The sequence below is a fragment of the Nocardia huaxiensis genome, assembly GCF_013744875.1.
Taxonomy (GTDB): Bacteria; Actinomycetota; Actinomycetes; order Mycobacteriales; family Mycobacteriaceae; genus Nocardia; species Nocardia huaxiensis.
In genome coordinates this window covers 2,059,500-2,078,358 of sequence record NZ_CP059399.1, presented here as the reverse complement: position 1 = coordinate 2,078,358, position 18,859 = coordinate 2,059,500, and the positions used below count along the sequence as shown (strand labels likewise).

The window sequence follows — 18,859 nt, the reverse complement described above, 5'->3', positions numbered from 1 at the left end:
CCGAAAACCTCGCTTCCGGAACACCCGAGAGCGCTCCCCGCCGAAAAACCCGAACAGGACGCCACACCGCTAGCGTGGCGTCCGGCGTTCTGGGCTCACTTCACATAACAATCAGACAAAACTTCTCTGGGCTATCCGTCGAGCCGACCAGTCTCGTTACATGGGCGCGCCCACACCTGCCGGACGGCCGACTATCGCCGAAAGCTTCAAGCAAAACACCCGGACCAATCTACCGGCAGCCCCGGGTGCGGAACCAGAAAGGGCCATAGCCCTTAGCTATCACCGCATTTGGCGGTTTCAACCAGTGATGTGCGTCCTGTCCCGGGCCGGGTCGTACAGGTGTGACTGGGCGCAATCCACCGATTTCGCCAGCGCCCGGCCGACCAGAATCACGGCCGCTTGCCGCAGACCGGCCTGCTCGACCTGATCGGCGATATCGGCGAGCGTGCCGCGGATCACCCGCTGCTCGGGCTGGCTGGCGCGGTAGACGACGGCCACCGGACAGTCCTGGCCGTACTCGCCCGTGAGCTCCTCGGCGAGGGTGCGAATCCGCGTGATGGCCAGGTGCAGCACCAGGGTGGCGCGAGTCCTTGCGAAGTTCTCCAGCGCCTCGGACTCCGGCATGGCGGTCGACCGCGCCTGCGTCCGCGTGAGCACCACCGACTGCACCACCTCCGGCACCGTGAGCTCCGCCCCCAGCAGTGCCGCCGCCGCCGCGTAGGCGGGCACTCCGGGCGTCACATCCCACGCGATTCCGGCCGCGTCGAGGCGGCTGGTCTGCTCGTGCAGCGCCGAATATATGGAGGGATCCCCCGAGCACAGCCGAGCCACATCCTTCCCGGCCCGCTGCGCCCGCACGCAGTGCTCGATGATCTGATCCAGATCCAGCCCCTGCGTATCGATCAGCTCGGCCTCCGGCGCACAGTGCCCCAGCACCTCCGGATCCAGATACGTCCCCGCGTACAGGCACACCGGCGAGCTCTTCAACAGTTCCACCGCCCGCACGGTCAGCAAATCCGCCGCGCCCGGCCCGGCCCCGATGAAGTGCACTGTCATGCGGCCGAGTATTTCAGCCCGTCACATCGAAAGCCGCGGTGACCTTGGTCGGCGTGATCCACACCGCCAGCTCCCCCGGCACCCCGTTCCGCTTCCCGAACTCCTCGGCCCGGTCCGCGCCCATGTACCGCCCACCGATCGCCGTGGCGGTCCGCACCAGATCGTCAATCTCCTCCGACACCCGGGTCACCCCCTGCACCTGAACAAAGGCATACGGCGGCGCTTCCAGATCCACCAGCAAGGTCACCCGCCCATCCCGCAGCACGGATTTCCCCTTGGCCGAAGTCTTCCCGGTGTTGAAAACCAACTCATCCCCATCCAGCACGAACCACACCGGCGTCACCAGAGCCCGCCCATCACTCGCCGTGAAAGCCAACTTCCCGGTACGCGTCCCCTCGGATAGAAACTCCCGAACCCGCTGATCAGAGATCGATGCCATCCGCCCACCGTACGGGTTCCGAATCCCTCACAATGCGCACCACACCACTGCGGACCACCGGCAATCGATCTCGGACAACCCGTAGAATTCAGGCCAGGAGGCAGTCCATGACAGCCGTTGACCGGGAGCCGGACCTGAACACCGACGAGTTCGAGGCGATCGCGCGCGCCGCCGCGCGTGAAACCGAAGGTGTGCAGCTCGAGTACATCGACGGGCGACTGGGAGTCAAGGCTGTGCCGGACGGGGACCACAATCGCATTTTCATCTGGCTGCTGCTCCTGTTGATGCCTTTGAGCCCCCGGCTGTTTCTGCATCCCAACCAAGGGCTACAGGTGGGCACCTATCGGAAGGGCCGAGCCCGACCGGACGGCGTGGTCGCTCCGGTCGACGCCTTCGTGGGAACCGGCGAGTGGGCTGTCCCCGATCCCGTGGTGATGGCGGTCGAGATCACCACCAGAGATTCGGACACCAACGCCCGTGACCGAGTCGAGAAGCCGAACGCGTACGCCCAGTGCGGAATTCCGATCTACCTTCTGATCGACCGCGATGCCGCCGAAGTCTCCGTTTTCAGCGAGCCGAGCGAGGGCCGCTATGAGGAAACTCGGCGCTACGGATTCGGCCGCCCGGTCCCACTGCCCCCGCCACTCGGCCTCACCCTCGACACCACCCCGCTCCAGGACTGGGTCGACTGATCTCACCGCGCATGGTGAAGTGACAGCCATGAACGGCTATCACCTCGCCGAAATGAACAACGCCACCCTGCGCTACCCCCTCGACGACCCGCGCATGGCCGACTTCACCGAAAACCTCGACCCCATCAACACTCTCGCCGAACAATCCCCCGGCTTCATCTGGCGCCTGGTCGACGACTCCGGCTCCGACGCCACCTCCCTCCGCCCCCTCGGCGACAACGTGATCATCAACCTCTCCGTCTGGCAATCCCGAGAAGCCCTGTGGGACTACATCTACCGCTCCCACCACCTCGACTTCCTGCGCCGCCGCAGCGAATGGTTCACCCGCCCAACCGAACCCATGACCGTCCTCTGGTGGATCCCCGAAGGCCACCACCCCACCCTCGAAGAAGCCCTCGACCGCCTGAAAACCCTTCGCGCCCAAGGCCCTTCCCCCCTGGCCTTCACCCTCCGCGAGAACTACACCCCCGCCGAAGCGCTTCGGGTTTGATCAGATCGCACCCTGTTCGCGGGCGCGGGCTACCGCCGAGGTGCGGGATTTGACGCCGAGTTTCGAATAGATGTGAACCAGGTGGGATTTGACGGTGGTCTCGCTGAGGAAGAGCCGGCGGCCTATGTCTCGATTGGAGAGGCCGTCGGCGACCAGGCGGAGGACTTCGATTTCCCTGGGGCTCAAGGTCGTATCGGGTTTGCGGACCCGGGTCATGAGCTTGGAGGCGACCGACGGGGAGAGGACGCTCTCGCCGGCTGCTGCCGAACGGACGGCGGCCATGAGCTCGGCGGGCGGGGTGTCTTTCAGGATGTAGCCGCAGGCGCCCGCTTCGATGGCGCCGAGGATGTCGGCGTCGGTGTCGTAGTTGGTCACCACCAACACATTCGGCGGGGCAGGCAGTTCGCGCAGGGCTGCCGTCGCCTCCGCACCGGACTTGCCGGGGCCGAAGCGGAGGTCCATGAGGACCAGATCGACAGGCGTTGTGGCACAGAAGGATACGGCTTCCTCGGCGGTGGCGACCTCGCCGATCACCTCCACCTCGTCGGCGGAATCACTGTCGGCCACACCGGAATCCAAGAGGGCGTGCAATCCGGCGCGGACGATGGCGTGATCGTCGGCGAGCAGGATGCGGATCATTGATCCTCCAGGGGGAATGAGACGGTGACCGCGGTGTGGCCGGGGTCGGATTCGACATTCATGGTGCCGCCCTGCTGCTCTACCCGACTGCGCATGGCGAGGAGGCCGAAGCTGCCGGACGGGGCTCGGTCGAGGACGGCGGGGTCGATGCCCACGCCATCGTCGACCACATCGAGATGAACGGCATCGTCGGCGTAGGTCACCGTGATTCGCATGCGGTCGGCGTGCGCGTGCCGGACCACATTCGAGACCGCGCCCTGGGCGATGCGCACCAGGGCGGCTTCGATGGGCATGGGCAGGCGCTGCGGGTCACCTTCGACGAGGACCTGTGCGTCCAGACCCGGGACCGCGGCCCGCTGGGCGATGCGGGTCAGCGCCTCGATCAGCGATTGACCTTCCAGGGCGGCGGGCGTGAGTTCGGCTATGAGCTGGCGGGTTTCGGCGAGATTGTCGGCGGCGGTCTCACGGGCGAGCCGAATCTTTTCCAGCGCAGGATGATCCGGGGCGGCGCGTTCGGCCGCGTGCAGCAGCATTTGAATACTGCTCAGGCCCTGGGCGACCGTGTCGTGGATCTCCTGGGCCAGGCGTTCCCGCTCGGCCAGCTTGCCCGCGGTACGTTCCTGTTCGGCGAGAGTGTTTCTGGTGGCGAGCAATTCGTCGATGAGGCGCTGGCGGTCGGCGGCCTCCCGGAACAGCGCCTCGTAGCCGAGGCCGATGGCGACCGCGACCATCGCACCCAGCAGCGGGCCGATGACGCCGCCGAGGGTCCAGCCGCGATGCAGCGCGAAGCCGACCACTGCCACCGTGGTCGCGGCGACCACGGCCAGCAATCCCCAAGCCCGCGGCAGCAGATGGAGATAGAGGAAGAACAGCCCGAAGACGAGATAGACGGCGAGCGGCGCGAAGGCGACCAGGCCCAGCCAGAGGACGGTCAGGACCAGCAGCCAGATGCGCGCGGCACTCAGATTGCGGCGGAAGCGGCCACCGATGAAATAGACGCCGAGGAAGATCCCGGCCAGCACGATGACCAGATACGGATGGCTGTCGGCCATGACCGCCTGCACCGTCACGATCCCCGTCAGGATCACCACCAGCACGTGCAGCCCGACCTGCATGGCGGCGAACACGGGAATCAAAGGCGAGCGATGCACGCCGACCAGCTTATGCCCGGCAACTCGAGCGGCATCCATCGAAAGTAGGAAACGCCGACCCACCCTTGGCTGGGGTGGGATTCGTCCCGCTCGACGATGGTTTCCGGGCGCGCCGGCGACAGGGTGGAGTCATGTTCGTCGCACTCCGGGATCTGCGGGCCGCCCGCGGCCGTTTCCTCCTCATCACCTCGGTGGTCATGCTGGTCGCCCTGCTGGTCAGCTTCCTGAGCGGGTTGACCGCCGGGCTCGCGCACCAGAACATCTCCGCCATCGAATCGCTGCGCACCTCGACGGTGGTCTTCTCCGACACCGGGTCCAGCCCATCCTTCGACTCGTCCACGCTGGGCGAGGATCAGATCCAGGTGTGGCAGCGCGCCGGCGGCACCGTCGATCCGATCGGCATCAGCCGCGCGCGGGCCACCGTCGGCGGCGCGTCGCCCACCCAGGTGGCACTGTTCGGAGTCGACGGAACCCCGTTCGGCAATCGAACAGTTACCGCTGCGGGGAGCGTGATCCTCAGCAGCGCCGCCGCCAAGGACCTGAATGCCGCGACCGGCGACACCGTGCAGCTCGGCTCCGGCAACTTCACCGTGCAGGGCATCACCGGCGACGACTGGTACGCGCACACACCCGTGGTGTGGATGACACTGCCGGATTGGCAAGCCCTCAACCCGCGTTCGGGCGCGGCCACGATTCTCGCAGTGTCCGGCGTCGGCGACCTGTCCGCCGTGAACGCCGCCGCACACACCACGTCGACCAGCACCGAGGGCTCGCTGTCGGCCATGAGTTCCTATCAGGCCGAGAACGGTTCGCTGACTCTCATGACCGTCATGCTCTTCGCCATCTCGGCCCTGGTGATCGGCGCGTTCTTCACCGTGTGGACGGTGCAGCGCCAACCTGACATCGCGGTGCTGAAAGCCCTTGGGGCGACCACGGGTTCGCTGGTACGCGATTCCCTGAGCCAGGCGCTCGTGGTGCTCCTGACCGGCGTCGGCCTGGGCGTGGGCATCACGGCAGTCGCGGGCATGTTCATGGGCGACGCCGTGCCCTTCATCCTCAGCGTGAGCACGACTCTGTTCCCCGCCGCGGCCCTGATCCTGCTCGGTCTGCTCGGTGCGGCGTTCGCCCTGCGCTTCCTCGCCACCACCGACCCGCTCACCGCCCTCAACCAGGCCCGCTGACAATCCCTTTCGCCCAGGAGCTTTGCGATGACCAACACCCTCACGGTCTCCGACCTCACCCTCACCTTCCCGGACGGCGCCGACCGCATCACCGCCCTCGACCACGTGAACCTGCGCGTGGAAGGCGGCGAAATCGCCGCCATCACCGGCCCTTCCGGGTCGGGCAAGTCCACCCTGCTGGCGGCGGTCTCCACCCTGCTCCGCCCCGACTCCGGCCGCATCGAACTCGAAACCGTCAGCGGCACCATCGATCTGGCGACCTTGAACCGTCGATCGGCGGCCGCCCTGCGCCGCAGCTCCATCGGCATCGTCTTCCAGCAGTCCAACCTCATCCCCGCCCTGACCGCCGTCGAACAGCTGGAGGCCATGGCTCACCTGGGCCAAACCTTGTTCGTCAGCTCCGCCCGCCGCCGCGAAGTACGCTCCCGCGCAATGGATCTCCTCGCCGCCGTCGGTCTCTCCGGCCACGAGAACAAGCGCCCCGCCCAACTCTCCGGCGGCCAGCGCCAGCGTGTGAACATCGCTCGCGCCCTCATGAACGACCCCTCCCTCCTGGTCATAGACGAGCCCACCAGCGCCCTCGACCGGGAACGCGGCGCCGCCATCATCGACCTCATCGTCGGCATGGTCCGCGACCACCAGGCCGCCACTCTCCTGGTCACCCACGACCTCTCCCACCTGAACCAAATGGACTCCGTCCACCACATGCTCGACGGCACCCTGACCCAGCAATCCCCCCACTCCGCGCACACCGCAGCATGAAAGGAACTCCCCTCGAGCGCGGAGGGCGGCGCGGACTCGGTCGAGGACTACGTGGGGATGTTTGTGCAGGAGTGTGCTGTTGACGCGAATGATGCGCCAGCCCTGGGATTCGAGGGTGGCGATGCGGTCGATGTCCAGGGTGCGCTGGGCTGGGTCGGTCCAGTGCTGGATGCCGTCGTACTCGACTGCTACCTGCCGATCTCTCCAGCCCATGTCCAGTCGGGCGATGAACGTTCCACGATGATCACGAACCACCAGCTGCGTTGTCGGTCTGGGCAATCCGTCGTCCATCAGCAGTAGCCGGGTTCGCGACTCCTGCGGAGATTCGGCTCCGCCGTCGATGAACGGGCTCAACCAGCGCACACGATCCGATCGGCCACCGACACGGATCCCCCGTTAGGGTGCGGGAATGGAGGTAGTTACTTCGCTCGCGGCTGATACGCCGTTGTCGCGGGTGGCCGAGCGGGTTCGGCGGATCGAGCGGGTGGGGTTCGATACCGTGCACGTTTCGGAGACTGTGCGTGATCCGTTCGCGGTGTGTGCGCTGGCGGTGGAACACAGCATGCGGTTGACGGTTCGGACCAGCATGGTGGTGGCGTTTCCGCGGAGTCCGATGGTTACGGCCTGTGCTGCTTGGGATCTCGCGGAATTCTCGCGGGGGCGGTTTCAGCTCGGGATCGCTTCGCAGGTGCGGGGGAACATTGTGGGCCGGTACTCGACGGCGTGGAGTGATCCGGTCGCACAACTCGGGGATTATGTGGCGGCCTTGCGGGCGATTTTCGATGCTTTCCAGTCCGGGGGCGGGTTGGAGTATCGGGGGTCGCACTATGAGTTCACCAGGCTGCAGCCGTATTTCAATCCGGGGCCGTTGGAGGTTTCCGCGCCGGAGATTTGGACCGGCGGGGTGAACGAGCGGATGGTGGCTCTGGCGGGTGGAGTGGCCGATGGGTTCGTTGTGCATCCGACGGCTTCGCATCCGCGCACGCTGGAGGAACAGTTGCGGCCGGCGTTGAAAGCCGGGGCGGTGGCGTATGGCCGCGAGGATGACGGGCCTCGGGTGGTTGTGGTGCCGAAGGTGATTACCGGGCGGGATGCGGTGGCGGTGGCCGACGCTCGGGAGGGGGTGCGGAAGGAGCTGGCGTTTCTGTACTCGACGCCGGCCTATCGAGGGACGCTCGATCGACTCGAGCTTGGCGAGATCGCCACTGCGCTCAGTGAATTCGCGCGGGTGAAGCAGTGGGAGCGGATGGCGGCGCTGTTGACCGACGACGTAGTGGACCGGCTGGTGCCGGTGGCCTCCTACGCCGAACTGCCCGATGTGCTGGCGGAGTGGTTCGGCGGTCGCTGCCATGGCATTTCGCTGCCGCTGCCGCGAGATCCAGGCGAGGACGACGAATTCGCGGTCATGCTGGAACGGGTTCGCGCCATCGGCTGAGCGCATCGACAGAAGCCGCACCGATCATCCCGGCGTGAGTCCCACGAGGAGGACTTTCGACCAGGCGCTCAGCGAATGGCGCGGCCGATCCGCACGTTCAGAGTCTCCAATTCCCGGATCAGTTCCGGGGGTTCGCGTACTTCGAAGTCGACCCCCAGCGCGATCAGTCTGTGCGCCAGCCAGTCCGGGGAATCGTCACGATGCGAGTCCAGGCGGCAGGAGGTGTCATCGAGCGCGACGATATCGCCGGGTGCGTCGCCCAGCCGGCCCGTCACCCGCCAGGCGGGGGCGCTGATCGTGACGTCGTAGCGCAATGTCGGTGTGCCCCAGTCGGTCCGGTCGCCGAGGACGTAGGCGGCGGCATCGCTCGCGGGAAGTTCACGAGTGGGGAAGCGGGCACCCGTGGGTTGCGGGCGCTCGATGCGGTCGGCGCGGAAGCTGCGCCAGTCGTTGCGGTCGAGGTCGAAGCCGACGAGATACCAGCGCCGGTGCGAGGGGACGAGGCCGACCGGTTCGACATTGCGGCGGGTTTCCGCGCCGGCGGCGGAGCGGTAGGCGAAACGGACGCGTTCCCTATTGGTTATGCAGGCGGCCAAGGCCGTCAGGACCTCGGGGTCGACGGTGGCGGCGCCCAGGGTGGGCATGACGGTGGCGGTGCCGAGCACCTGAACACGGCGGCGGAGTTTGGCGGGCAGGACCTGTTCGAGTTTGGCGAGGGCGCGGACGGACGCCTCCTCGATGCCCGCGACCGCTGAACCCGCCGCGGCGCGCAGGCCGACGGCGATGGCGACGGCTTCCTCGTCGTCGACCAGCAGGGGCGGCATGGCGGCCCCGGCGACGAGGCGGTATCCGCCGGTCACGCCGAGGGTCGCCTCGACGGGGTAGCCGAGTTCGCGGAGGCGGTCGATATCGCGGCGAACGGTGCGATCGGAGACGCCGAGGCGGTCGGCCAGTTCGCTGCCGGGCCATTCGCGCGGGGTTTGCAGGAGGGAGAGCAGGCGGAGCAGCCGGGCGGGGGTGTCGGTCATGGCTCCAACCTCTCGCGGAATTAGGACCGGAACAGTCCTAGTTGGTTCGTAGCGTAGCCGGTGTCAGCAGCACCGAGCATGAGGAGCACCGATGAGTTTCACCGCGATCCGCCCCTTCCGTATCGACATCCCGCAGCGCGATCTCGACGATCTGAACGAGCGGCTGGCGCGGGCGCGTTTCGCGCCGCAGCTGCCGGGGCAGGACTGGGAGCGCGGGGTGCCGACCGAGTATCTGCGCGAGTTGACCGAGTACTGGCGGACCGAATTCGATTGGCGCGCCCAGGAAGCCGCATTGAACGAATTCCCGCAGTTCCGCACCGAGATCGACGGACTGGATGTGCACTTCCTGCATGTGCGGTCGCCGGAGCCGAATGCGGTGCCGCTCATCCTCACTCACGGCTGGCCGAACACGTTCGTGGAATTCACGAAAACCATCGGTCTACTCGCGAATCCGCGAGCGCATGGACTGGACACCGACGTCGCATTCCATGTGGTGGTTCCCTCGGTGCCAGGATTCGCCTTCTCCGCCCCGCCGCGCGAACTCGGGATGAATCCGGGGATCGTCGCCCGCATGTGGGTGGAGTTGATGGATCGGCTCGGCTACCAGCGGTACGGCGTCCAGGGCGGCGATCTGGGTGCTTATGTGGTGCAGGAGATGGCGATCGCGGCGCCGGATCGGATCATCGGAGTGCACATCGACGGCGGCATCGGCATGCCCAGCGCCGCCGATGTGCCGTCCATGAACGCCGAGGAGCTGGCCGAATGGGAAATGATGCAGCAGTGGCAGTCCGGGGTGAACCACCACGTGCTGCTGCACGCGGCCCCGCAGACCTTCGCCGCGGGGTGGACCGACTCCCCCACCGGACTGCTGGCCTGGCTGGTACACAAATTCAAGGAGTTCTCGCCGCTGGCGGAGCGGCTCGAGGATGCGGTGGACCGCGATCAGCTGCTCACCAATGTGGCGCTGTACTGGTTCACGAATACCGTGGCGAGCTCGTCGTGGCCGATGTACAACGGCTTGGGCGACAATGGATTCGCGTGGCCCAAGGGTCAGAAACTCGTTCCGGTGGGCACCTACGGCGGCGGTTCGGCGCTCATGCTGCGGCTCGCCGAACGCGACAATGTCATCGTCCATTGGCCGGAGGGCAATACCGGCAACCACTTCGTGGCCATGGATCTTCCGGATGCCCATGCGGCCGATATCCGGACTTTCTTCGGCAAGCTGCGCTGACCTCACAGCGCCGAAAATCTCTCGAGCGCAGAATGGCACCGGGTTGTTGAACCGGTAGACACGTTCCGGTCATCTCCTCTCACTACCGTTCTCGTAATTCGATCGGCGCGGTAGCAGGAGCACTCGCTATGAGGGAGACTCTTCCAACCAAGAATCAGCTGTTGCAGGCATGCCGGGGAAGCGCCTTCGCTCATCCGCTACTCCGGGCCGCTCATGATCTGGCTGAACTACACGAGCGGCGGATGGGCGCGGGGCCGGAGCAGCTTTCCGAATTGGAGGACATCCGAACGGATCTGGTGCATTCCATCGATATCTGGGTGACCTCGCAGCTGCCGCCCAGTCACGGCGCGGCGCGGGTGCACACCGAAACCCTGGGCGCGGTGATCGACCGGCTGGCACTGCTGACCGCGCACGCCTTCGCGGCCCTGGCCCGGACCTCGGGTCAGGATCTGGCGCAGGCGTGGCAGCATCTGGCCGAATTGGCGGTCGGCTACGAGGATTTGGCGTCGGAGGTGACCACCGGGCGGCGCCGGCTGCCCGGCGGTCACTGACGCGTTCGCCGGGTGGTTACGGGCGCGGCGGGCGCAGGGAGCCGTACCAGTCGAGGAGTTCCGGAACGTCGACGGCGGTCCGCGCCACCACGCGGGCCGGGTCGGCGCCCTGGAACAGCTTCTTGATCGGCACTTCCAGCTTCTTGCCGGTGCGGGTGTGCGGAATGCCCGGGGCGGCGATGATGTCGTCCGGAACATGGCGCGGGGACACCTCGGTGCGGATGGTCGCGGTGATGCGCGATTTCAGCTCGTCGGTGAGTTCGGCACCGGGGGCGAGAGTGACGAACAGGGGCATCCAGTAACCGCCGTCGGGCTGTTCGGCCCCGATGACCAGAGCCTCGGCGATCTCCGGAATGCGCTCGACCGCCTGATAGATATCGGCGCTGCCCATACGAATACCGTTGCGGTTCAGGGTGGAATCGGAGCGGCCGTGCACCACGATGCTGCCGTGCTCGGTGAGCGTGATCCAGTCGCCGTGCCTCCAGACGCCGGGGTACATCTCGAAATAGGCGTCGTGATAACGAGATCCGTCGGGATCGTTCCAGAAGCTCACCGGCATGGACGGCATGGGCTTGGTGATGACGAGCTCACCGACCTCGCCGCGAACGGGTTTCCCGTTCTCGTCCCAGGCGTCCAGGGCCACACCGAGATAGGGTGCGGACAGCTCGCCCGGCCACACCGGCACGGTGCGCACGCCGCCGATGAAGGCCGACACGACATCGGTGCCGCCGCTGATGGAGGCCACCGGCACCTGCTCACCGACATTGTCGCGCAACCACAGTGACGACGACGGCGGCAGCGACGAACCAGTGATGCCGACCATGCGCAGGGCCGACAGATCGTGTTCGGTGCGCGGCACCGCACCGGCCTTGGCGCAGGCCAGCACATAGCCCGGACTGGTGCCCAGCACGGTGGTGCGGGTGCGGGATGCGATGTCCCACAGCGTGTCCGGGCGCGGGTACGCGGGGCTGCCCTCGTAGGTGACGATGGTGGCGCCCACCAGCAGTCCGGCGATCTGGAAGTTCCACATCATCCAGCTGGGGCTGGTGTACCAGAAGAAGGTGTCGTCACGGCCGATATCCGACTGGAGCGCAACGGCTTTCAAATGCTCGAGGACGACGCCGCCGTGGCCGTGCACGATGCCCTTGGGCTTGCCGGTGGTGCCGGAGGAGTACAGCACCCACAGCGGATGATCGAACTCGACCTGCTCGGTGCGGAATTCGGCATCGGCCAGCGGCAGCAGCTCGTTCCAGGCAATGCTGCCGGGCACCGGCTTGCCGAGCCGGTGCACCGCCAGGGTGGCACGCAGCGACGGCAATCCGGCCTGAAGCGCCGCGATCTCGGCGGTCTTGTCGTGCGTCTTCCCGCCGAAGTGATACCCGTCGGCGGTGACCAGAACCTTGGGTTCGAGCTGCCCGAGCCGGTCCAGCGCCGCCTGCGCGGAATAGTCCTGGCCGCAGGCACTCCAGATCGCGCCGAGGCTCGCGGTGGCGAGGAAGGCGATGATGGCTTCGGGGATATTGGGCAGATATCCGGCTACCCGGTCACCGGGGCCGACGCCCTGTTCGCGCAGTGCGCGCGCGATCGCGAGGGTCGCGGCACGCAGTGCGGCCCAAGAGATCTCATCGATCGTTCCGTCCTCGTACGCGACGCGGATCGCGGGCCGGTCGGTCCGTGCCTGCCGGAACACCTGATCGGCATAGTTGAGCCGGGTTCCCGGAAACCACTGCGCGCCCGGCATTTCCGCCGCCGTCAGCACTTCCGGGCCGCGCTCGCCGAGTTCGAAGTAATCCCAGACGGCACCCCAGAAGCCGGGCAGGTCGTCCACCGACCACTGCCACAACGCCTGGTAATCCGGTGCGGCGACGCCCGTCCGCCGCTCCACGAACTTCGCGAAATCGGTGACCCGGGCCGCCGCGACATCGGCTTCCGTCGGCACCCACTGCGGTTGCACTACGCCATACCTCCTACGACGCGAATCCCGCGCTGTCCGCGCCCTGGGCGCGCTGCACGATCCGCTCGGCATGCCGGATGACCGGCATGTCCACCATCCTGCCCTCGAAGGTGAAGACCCCTCGGTGATTCGGCACCTCGGCCAGCAGTCGCCGCGCCCAGTCGACCTCCGCGGCCACCGGCGCGTAGGCGCGGCGGATGACCGGCACCTGACTCGGGTGGATGGCCACCTTGGCGTCGAATCCGACGGCCACGGCGTCCAGGGACTCCTCGGCCAGACCGTCGAGATCGGGAATGTCGAGGTACACCGAATCGAGTGCGAACTTGCCGTAAGCCTTTGCGGCCAGCAGGGATTGGGAACGCACATGGCGGGCCACGTCCCGGTAGCTGCCGTCGGCGTGCCGGCTGGAATTGCCGCCCAGCGCCGCCACCAGGTCCTCCGCACCCCACATGACGCCGATCGCATTGCGCGCCATGACCGCCCGGCCGACCGCCATGGCCCCGAGCGGGGATTCGATCAGCGGAATGACCTCGTAATCCCCGAGCCGCGTGATCTGTTCCGCCGATTCGCATTTCGGCAGCATGATGCGGCGGTATTCGGTGCGCACCAGGGCGTCCAGATCGAGCATGTGGTCCAGGGTGCCCGCGGCGTTCACCCGGATCACCGTGCGTTCGGGATCCTGCGGATGGGCGACCAGGGCCTCCCGGGCGGCGGCCTTATCGCTTTCCGCGACGCCGTCCTCGAGGTCGATGATCACCACATCGGCCGCGGCCAGGGCCTTGCCGTAGCGTTCGGGCCGATCCGCCGGGCAGAAAAGCCATGCGGGGCCGGGCATTTCCCAATTCATGCCGGTTCCCCCGGCGAGCCGGGCAATGGATTCCGCCTGACCAGGGTTTTACGGGTGGCCGTCGCCACCACATCCCCGTGTTGATTGCGGCCGGTATGGGCGAAGGTCACGATGCCCTCTCCTGGTCTGCTCTTGGATTCCCGGAGGTCGGTGATCTCGGTTTCCGCGTACAGCGTGTCCCCGTGGAAAAGCGGCTTGGGGAAGGCGATATCGGAGAAACCGAGATTGGCGACGATGGTGCCCTGCGTCAATTGCGCCACCGACAACCCCACCAGGGTCGACAGCGTGAACATGGAATTCACGAGCCGCTGATTGAACGGCGGCAGCGCATCCGCGAACGCCGCGTCCAGGTGCAACGCCTGCGTATTCATGGTGAGCGTCGTGAACAGCACATTGTCGGCCTCGGTAATGGTGCGGCCGGGCCGGTGCTCGTACACCACACCGGTCTCGAATTCCTCGAACCACAGGCCGCGCTGGACGACTCGGCGGGTCACAGGCCGAGCTCCCGACCGATCAGCATCAACTGCACCTCCGTGGTGCCCTCACCGATTTCCAGGATCTTGCTGTCGCGATAGTGCCGCGCCACAGCATATTCGTTCATGAAGCCGTAGCCGCCGAAAATCTGGGTGGCGTCGCGGGCATTGTCCATGGCGGCCTCGCTGGCCACGAGTTTCGCGATGGCGGCCTGCTTCTTGAACGGCTTGCCGGACAGCATGAGCGCGGCCGCGTCGTAGTAGGCGGTGCGGGCGGCGTGGGCGCGCGCCTCCATGCGGGCGATCTTGAACGCAATGGCCTGATTGGTGCCGATGGGACGACCGAAAGCCTCGCGCTCCTTGGCGTAGCGGACGCTCTCGTCCACGCAGCCCTGCGCCGCGCCGACCGACAGCGCGGCGATGGCGATGCGGCCCTCGTCCAGAATGCGCAGGAAGTTCGCGTAACCGCGGCCCTGCTCACCGAGCAGGTTCTCGGCGGGCACGCGCACATCGGTGAAGCTCAGCGGATGCGTGTCCGAGGCATTCCAGCCGACCTTGTTGTAGGCCGGTTCGGCGACGAAGCCGGGAGTATCGGTGGGCACCAGGATGGTCGAGATCTGCTTCTTGCCGTCGGTGGTGCCGGTGACGGCGGTGACGGTGACCAGGCGGGTGATGTCGGTGCCCGAGTTGGTGATGAACTGCTTGGAGCCGTTGATGACCCAGCTGTCGCCGTCCAGCACGGCGGTGGTGCGGGTGCCGCCCGCGTCGCTGCCCGCGCCGGGTTCGGTGAGGCCGAAGGCGGCCAGGGCGCGGCCGCTGGTGAGCTGCGGCAGCCACTCCTGCTTCTGCTTGTCGTTGCCGAAGCGGTAGACGGGCATGGCGCCCAGGGAGACGCCGGCCTCCAGGGTGATGGCCACGGACTGATCGACCTTGCCGAGTTCCTCGAGGGCCAGGCAGAGGGCGAAGTAGTCGCCGCCCATGCCGCCGAACTCCTCGGGGAACGGCAGGCCGAACAGGCCCATGTCGGCCATGCCGGACACCACCTCGTACGGGAAGGAGTGCTCGGCATCGTGCTCGGCGGCGACCGGGGCCACCACCTGGTTGGCGAAATCCCGCACGGTGAGGGCGAGTTCGCGGTATTCGTCGGGGAGCTGTCCGGTGGACAGGAAGTCGGTCATATCCAGGTCCCTAGGTCTCGTTGGCTGAATGTTCTCGTCATCCCGGCATGCTTTTGGCCGGGATGACGGGGGCTAGTTCGCGTCTGTGGTTGGCTCGGCGATGATGCGGGCGAGGGGCTGTTCGAGTTTCACCTGCGCGCCGGGTTGCACCAGCACCTCGACGCGGCCCGCGACGGGGGCGGTGAGGGTGTGCTCCATCTTCATGGCCTCGACCACCACGATGGGGGTGCCCGCGGCCACCACATCGCCGGTGGCGGCGGGGGTGGCGATGACGGAACCCGGCATGGGGCTGAGGATTTCGGCGTCACCCTCGTGTTCGCCACCGCCCCGGACGTCGGCCTCGGCGACCTCGCGCAGGACGGCGACCCCGGAGAAGTCGGCGACCCACACCTGGCCGGGCTGGGTGGCGACGCGGTGGCGGGTGCGCAGGCCGTCGACGGTCAGCGTCAGCCATTCGCCGTCGAGCCGCGCTGCGGCGGTGTGCTTTTCACCGTCCTCCAGCCGGACCTCGGCCTGGGCGGGGGTGCCGGTGAAGTACACGTGGGAGGTGCGGTCACCGCCGGTCAGCCGGAACCCGGTCGGCGCGTGTGCGCCGATTCGCCAGCCGGACGGGATATTCCACGGGTCGCCGGCGCTGGTCGGCCACTGCCGCAGCCAGAGCGCGGCAGCTGCGGCGATGAACTGCGCATCGGTCACCGGGGCCGGCGCGAAGTCGACGGCGCGGCGGTCCAGCAGTCCGGTATCCAGTGCGCCCGCGCGCACATCGCCGTCGGCGAGCAGGAAGCGCAGGAAGTCGGTGTTGGTCCGCACGCCGAGAATCTGGGTATCCGCCAGCGCCGCATCGAGTTTGGCGAGGGCGCCGGCGCGATCCGGCGCGTAGGCGATGACCTTCGACAGCATCGGATCGTAGTCGGTGCCGACGACCGTTCCGGCGCGCAGGCCCGAATCCACCCGCACGCCTGTGCCTTCCGGCTCGGCGAGGGCCAGCACCGTGCCGCCGGTGGGCAGGAAGTCCCGGCCCGGATCCTCGGCGTACACGCGCGCCTCGACGGCGTGACCGGTCAGGCGGATGTCGTCCTGATTCACCGACAGCTTCTGCCCGGCGGCAATGCGCACCTGGCATTCCACCAGGTCCACGCCGGTCACCATCTCGGTCACCGGGTGCTCCACCTGCAGGCGGGTGTTCATTTCCATGAAGAAGAACTCGTCCGGCTTGTCGGCCGAGACGATGAACTCCACCGTGCCCGCGCCCACATAGTCGACACTGCGGGCCGTATTGCAGGCCGCCGCACCGATTTTCGCGCGGGTCTTGGCATCCAGCAGCGGCGAGGGCGCTTCCTCGATCACCTTCTGATGGCGGCGCTGCAGGCTGCATTCGCGTTCACCCAGGTGCAGGACATGACCGAAACCGTCTGCGACAACCTGTACTTCGATGTGCCGGGGACGGCTGACGAAGCGCTCCAGGAACAGGGTGTCGTCGCCGAAGGCGGAGGCCGCCTCACGCCGGGCACTGACGAGCGCGTCCGGCAGCAGCGCCGGATCGTCCACCCGCCGCATGCCCTTGCCGCCGCCACCGGCGGACGGCTTCACCAGCACCGGATACCCGATATCGGTTGCGGCCGCGATCAATTCGGCGTCGGTCAGGCCGGGGCGCGCGATTCCGGGCACCACCGGCACCCCGTACGCGGCGACCGCGTTCTTGGCGGCGATCTTGTCGCCCATGACCTCGATGGCCTGCGACGGCGGGCCCATGAAGACGATGCCCGCCGCCTCCAGCGCCGCCGCGAAGGCCGGATTCTCCGAAAGGAAGCCGTAGCCCGGGTGCACGGCCTGCGCCCCGGACTGCACAGCCGCATCCACAACCTTGTGGATATCCAAGTAGGACTCGCGGGCCGGGGCCGGACCGAGGCGCACGGCGACATCCGCCTCGTGCACATGACGGGCATCCGCGTCGGCATCGCTGTAGACCGCGACCGATCGAATCCCCATGGCGCGCAAGGTCTTGATGACGCGCACCGCGATCTCACCGCGATTCGCGACGAGAACGGTGTCGAAGGCGACGGGGTGTGCTTTGTTCATCATGGTCATCACATCCGGAAGACGCCGTAGGAAACGGGTTCGAGGGGCGCTTGCGCACACGCCGACAGTGCAAGTCCCACAACGGTTCTGGTGTCGGCGGGGTCGATCACGCCGTCGTCCCAGAGGCGGGCCGTCGAGTAGTAGGGGTTGCCCTGCGCCTCGTACTGGTCGCGGATGGGGGCCTTGAACGCCTCCTGGTCGGCCTCGGACCAGGGCTTGCCATTGCCGTCGAGCTGATCGCCGCGCACGGTGGCCAGCACCGAGGCGGCCTGCTCGCCGCCCATCACGGAGATGCGGGCATTCGGCCACATCCACAGGAAGCGAGGCGAATACGCGCGGCCGCACATGCTGTAGTTGCCCGCACCGTAGGAGCCACCGATGACCACGGTCAGCTTCGGGACACGGGCGCAGGCCACAGCGGTGACCATTTTCGCGCCGTGCTTGGCGATGCCGCCCGCCTCGTAGTCACGGCCGACCATGAAGCCGGTGATGTTCTGCAGGAACAGCAGCGGGATTTTGCGCTTGTCGCACAATTCGATGAAATGCGCGCCCTTCATGGCGGATTCGGCGAACAGCACGCCATTATTGGCCACGATGCCCACCGGGTGGCCGTGGATGCGTGCGAAACCGGTGACGAGGGTTTTGCCGTATTCGGCCTTGAATTCCTGGAATTGGCCGCCGTCCACCATGCGGACGATGACCTCCCGGACGTCGTACGGGGTGCGCAGGTCCACCGGCACCACGTCGTACAACTCGTCCTGCGGTGCTATGGGATCCACGGTCGGCGCGACATCCCACGGGGCGGCGGGCCGGGGGCCCAGGGTGGCGACGATATTGCGCACGATGCGCAGTGCGTCCTGGTCGCTCTCGGCCAGGTGGTCGGTGACACCCGAAGTGCGCGAATGCAAGTCGCCGCCGCCCAGCTCCTCGGCGGTGACCACCTCGCCGGTGGCGGCCTTCACCAGCGGCGGGCCGCCCAGGAAGATGGTGCCCTGGTTGCGGACGATCACGGTCTCGTCGCTCATGGCGGGCACGTACGCGCCGCCGGCGGTGCAGGAGCCCATGACGGCGGAGATCTGCGCGATCCCCTTGGCGCTCATATTCGCCTGGTTGTAGAAGATGCGGCCGAAGTGCTCGCGGTCGGGGAACACCTCGTCCTGATGTGGCAGATGCGCGCCACCCGAATCCACCAGGTAGACGCAGGGCAGATTGTTCTGCAGCGCCACCTCCTGCGCGCGCAGGTGCTTCTTCACCGTCATCGGGTAGTAGGTGCCGCCCTTGACCGTCGCGTCATTGGCGAGGATCACGCATTCGCGGCCCGACACCCGCCCGATGCCGCCGATGACACCCGCACCCGGGCATTCGTCGCCGTACATGCCGGTGGCGGCCAGCGGCGCCAGCTCCAGGAACGGGGATCCGGCGTCGAGCAGCTGATCCACCCGCTGCCGGGGCAGCAGCTTGCCGCGTGCCACATGCCGGTCCCGGGCCTTCTCCGGCCCGCCCAGCGCATTGGCCGCCAGCCGCTCCCGTAGCTCCTCGACCAGCGCTAGGTGCGCCTCCCGATTACCGGCGCGGGTGCCCGCAGTCACCGTCATCGCTTCGCCATCCTGCTCGCTCGGTTAATCACCAATAACTGGAAAATAAGATAATCTTCACTAACTGAGTTGTCCAGG

General features: G+C 67.2%; 18 protein-coding genes and 1 pseudogene. 7 read left to right on the top strand and 12 right to left on the bottom strand.

Going from position 1 to position 18,859, the window contains the following annotated elements; genetic code table 11:
* Positions 1-297 precede the first annotated feature (297 nt).
* Together cobM and H0264_RS09305 are read right to left on the bottom strand one after the other, a co-directional pair.
* Positions 298-1,056 (bottom strand): precorrin-4 C(11)-methyltransferase, encoded by a 759-nt coding sequence (gene cobM, locus H0264_RS09310; RefSeq protein ID WP_181583591.1) that lies wholly within the window; start codon positions 1,054-1,056, stop codon positions 298-300.
* 13 nt (positions 1,057-1,069) lie between these two features.
* On the bottom strand, positions 1,070-1,495 hold the full coding sequence (locus H0264_RS09305) for a PPOX class F420-dependent oxidoreductase (RefSeq protein ID WP_181583590.1): 426 nt from the start codon (positions 1,493-1,495) through the stop codon (positions 1,070-1,072).
* 107 nt (positions 1,496-1,602) lie between these two features.
* Here H0264_RS09305 and H0264_RS09300 point away from each other — a divergent pair, with 107 nt between their 5' ends.
* Positions 1,603-2,187 (top strand): Uma2 family endonuclease, encoded by a 585-nt coding sequence (locus H0264_RS09300; RefSeq protein WP_181583589.1) that lies wholly within the window; start codon positions 1,603-1,605, stop codon positions 2,185-2,187.
* A gap of 28 nt (positions 2,188-2,215) precedes the next feature.
* Positions 2,216-2,677, top strand: a complete 462-nt coding sequence (locus tag H0264_RS09295; protein WP_181585396.1) for a DUF3291 domain-containing protein — start codon at positions 2,216-2,218, stop codon at positions 2,675-2,677.
* Here H0264_RS09295 and H0264_RS09290 read toward each other — a convergent pair whose 3' ends face one another.
* Together H0264_RS09290 and H0264_RS09285 are read right to left on the bottom strand one after the other, a co-directional pair.
* A complete protein-coding gene (locus H0264_RS09290; RefSeq protein WP_181583588.1) occupies positions 2,678-3,316 on the bottom strand; it encodes a LuxR C-terminal-related transcriptional regulator in 639 nt (212 codons plus the stop codon).
* Positions 3,313-4,506 carry a sensor histidine kinase gene (locus H0264_RS09285; protein WP_231083373.1) on the bottom strand — a complete coding sequence of 398 codons (1,194 nt, stop codon included), beginning with the start codon at positions 4,504-4,506 and terminating at the stop codon, positions 3,313-3,315. Before H0264_RS09285 ends, H0264_RS09290 begins: the two co-directional genes overlap by 4 nt.
* A 92-nt stretch (positions 4,507-4,598) precedes the next feature.
* On the opposite strand from H0264_RS09285, the gene H0264_RS09280 reads away from it, so the two are divergent.
* Complete coding sequence (locus H0264_RS09280) at positions 4,599-5,648, top strand: ABC transporter permease (RefSeq protein WP_181583587.1); 1,050 nt, start codon at positions 4,599-4,601, stop codon at positions 5,646-5,648.
* A gap of 27 nt (positions 5,649-5,675) precedes the next feature.
* Complete coding sequence (locus H0264_RS09275; RefSeq protein ID WP_181583586.1) at positions 5,676-6,410, top strand: ABC transporter ATP-binding protein; 735 nt, start codon at positions 5,676-5,678, stop codon at positions 6,408-6,410.
* Between the two features lie 33 nt (positions 6,411-6,443).
* Here H0264_RS09275 and H0264_RS38480 read toward each other — a convergent pair.
* Positions 6,444-6,623, bottom strand: a pseudogene (locus tag H0264_RS38480) (DUF559 domain-containing protein); the annotation flags it as partial.
* 196 nt (positions 6,624-6,819) lie between these two features.
* On the opposite strand from H0264_RS38480, the gene H0264_RS09265 reads away from it, so the two are divergent.
* Positions 6,820-7,845: a TIGR03617 family F420-dependent LLM class oxidoreductase gene (locus tag H0264_RS09265; protein WP_181583585.1), complete on the top strand. Its 1,026-nt coding sequence runs from the start codon at positions 6,820-6,822 to the stop codon at positions 7,843-7,845.
* A gap of 68 nt (positions 7,846-7,913) precedes the next feature.
* On the opposite strand, the gene H0264_RS09260 is transcribed toward H0264_RS09265, so the two are convergent.
* On the bottom strand, positions 7,914-8,873 hold the full coding sequence (locus tag H0264_RS09260; RefSeq protein ID WP_181583584.1) for a helix-turn-helix transcriptional regulator: 960 nt from the start codon (positions 8,871-8,873) through the stop codon (positions 7,914-7,916).
* A 91-nt stretch (positions 8,874-8,964) separates the two neighbouring features.
* On the opposite strand from H0264_RS09260, the gene H0264_RS09255 reads away from it, so the two are divergent.
* Both H0264_RS09255 and H0264_RS09250 read left to right on the top strand, forming a co-directional pair.
* On the top strand, positions 8,965-10,104 hold the full coding sequence (locus H0264_RS09255) for an epoxide hydrolase family protein (protein ID WP_181583583.1): 1,140 nt from the start codon (positions 8,965-8,967) through the stop codon (positions 10,102-10,104).
* 128 nt (positions 10,105-10,232) lie between these two features.
* Positions 10,233-10,655, top strand: coding sequence for a DUF4254 domain-containing protein (locus tag H0264_RS09250; protein WP_181583582.1), 423 nt, complete (start codon positions 10,233-10,235; stop codon positions 10,653-10,655).
* Positions 10,656-10,671: 16 nt separating this feature from the next.
* Here H0264_RS09250 and H0264_RS09245 read toward each other — a convergent pair whose 3' ends face one another.
* The 6 genes from H0264_RS09245 to H0264_RS09220 form a co-directional block, all read right to left on the bottom strand.
* Positions 10,672-12,609, bottom strand: a complete 1,938-nt coding sequence (locus H0264_RS09245; protein WP_244976140.1) for an acetoacetate--CoA ligase — start codon at positions 12,607-12,609, stop codon at positions 10,672-10,674.
* Between the two features lie 13 nt (positions 12,610-12,622).
* A complete protein-coding gene (locus H0264_RS09240; RefSeq protein ID WP_181583580.1) occupies positions 12,623-13,456 on the bottom strand; it encodes an HpcH/HpaI aldolase/citrate lyase family protein in 834 nt (277 codons plus the stop codon).
* Entirely contained in the window at positions 13,453-13,950 is a 498-nt protein-coding gene (locus tag H0264_RS09235) for a MaoC family dehydratase (protein WP_181583579.1), read from the bottom strand. The genes H0264_RS09240 and H0264_RS09235 overlap by 4 nt, the downstream gene beginning before the upstream one ends.
* Entirely contained in the window at positions 13,947-15,107 is a 1,161-nt protein-coding gene (locus H0264_RS09230) for an acyl-CoA dehydrogenase family protein (RefSeq protein ID WP_181583578.1), read from the bottom strand. The genes H0264_RS09235 and H0264_RS09230 overlap by 4 nt, the downstream gene beginning before the upstream one ends.
* Before the next feature lie 72 nt (positions 15,108-15,179).
* Positions 15,180-17,189 carry an acetyl/propionyl/methylcrotonyl-CoA carboxylase subunit alpha gene (locus H0264_RS09225; RefSeq protein WP_181583577.1) on the bottom strand — a complete coding sequence of 670 codons (2,010 nt, stop codon included), beginning with the start codon at positions 17,187-17,189 and terminating at the stop codon, positions 15,180-15,182.
* Between the two features lie 5 nt (positions 17,190-17,194).
* Entirely contained in the window at positions 17,195-18,781 is a 1,587-nt protein-coding gene (locus H0264_RS09220) for a carboxyl transferase domain-containing protein (protein WP_181583576.1), read from the bottom strand.
* Between the last annotated feature and the right edge of the window lie 78 nt (positions 18,782-18,859).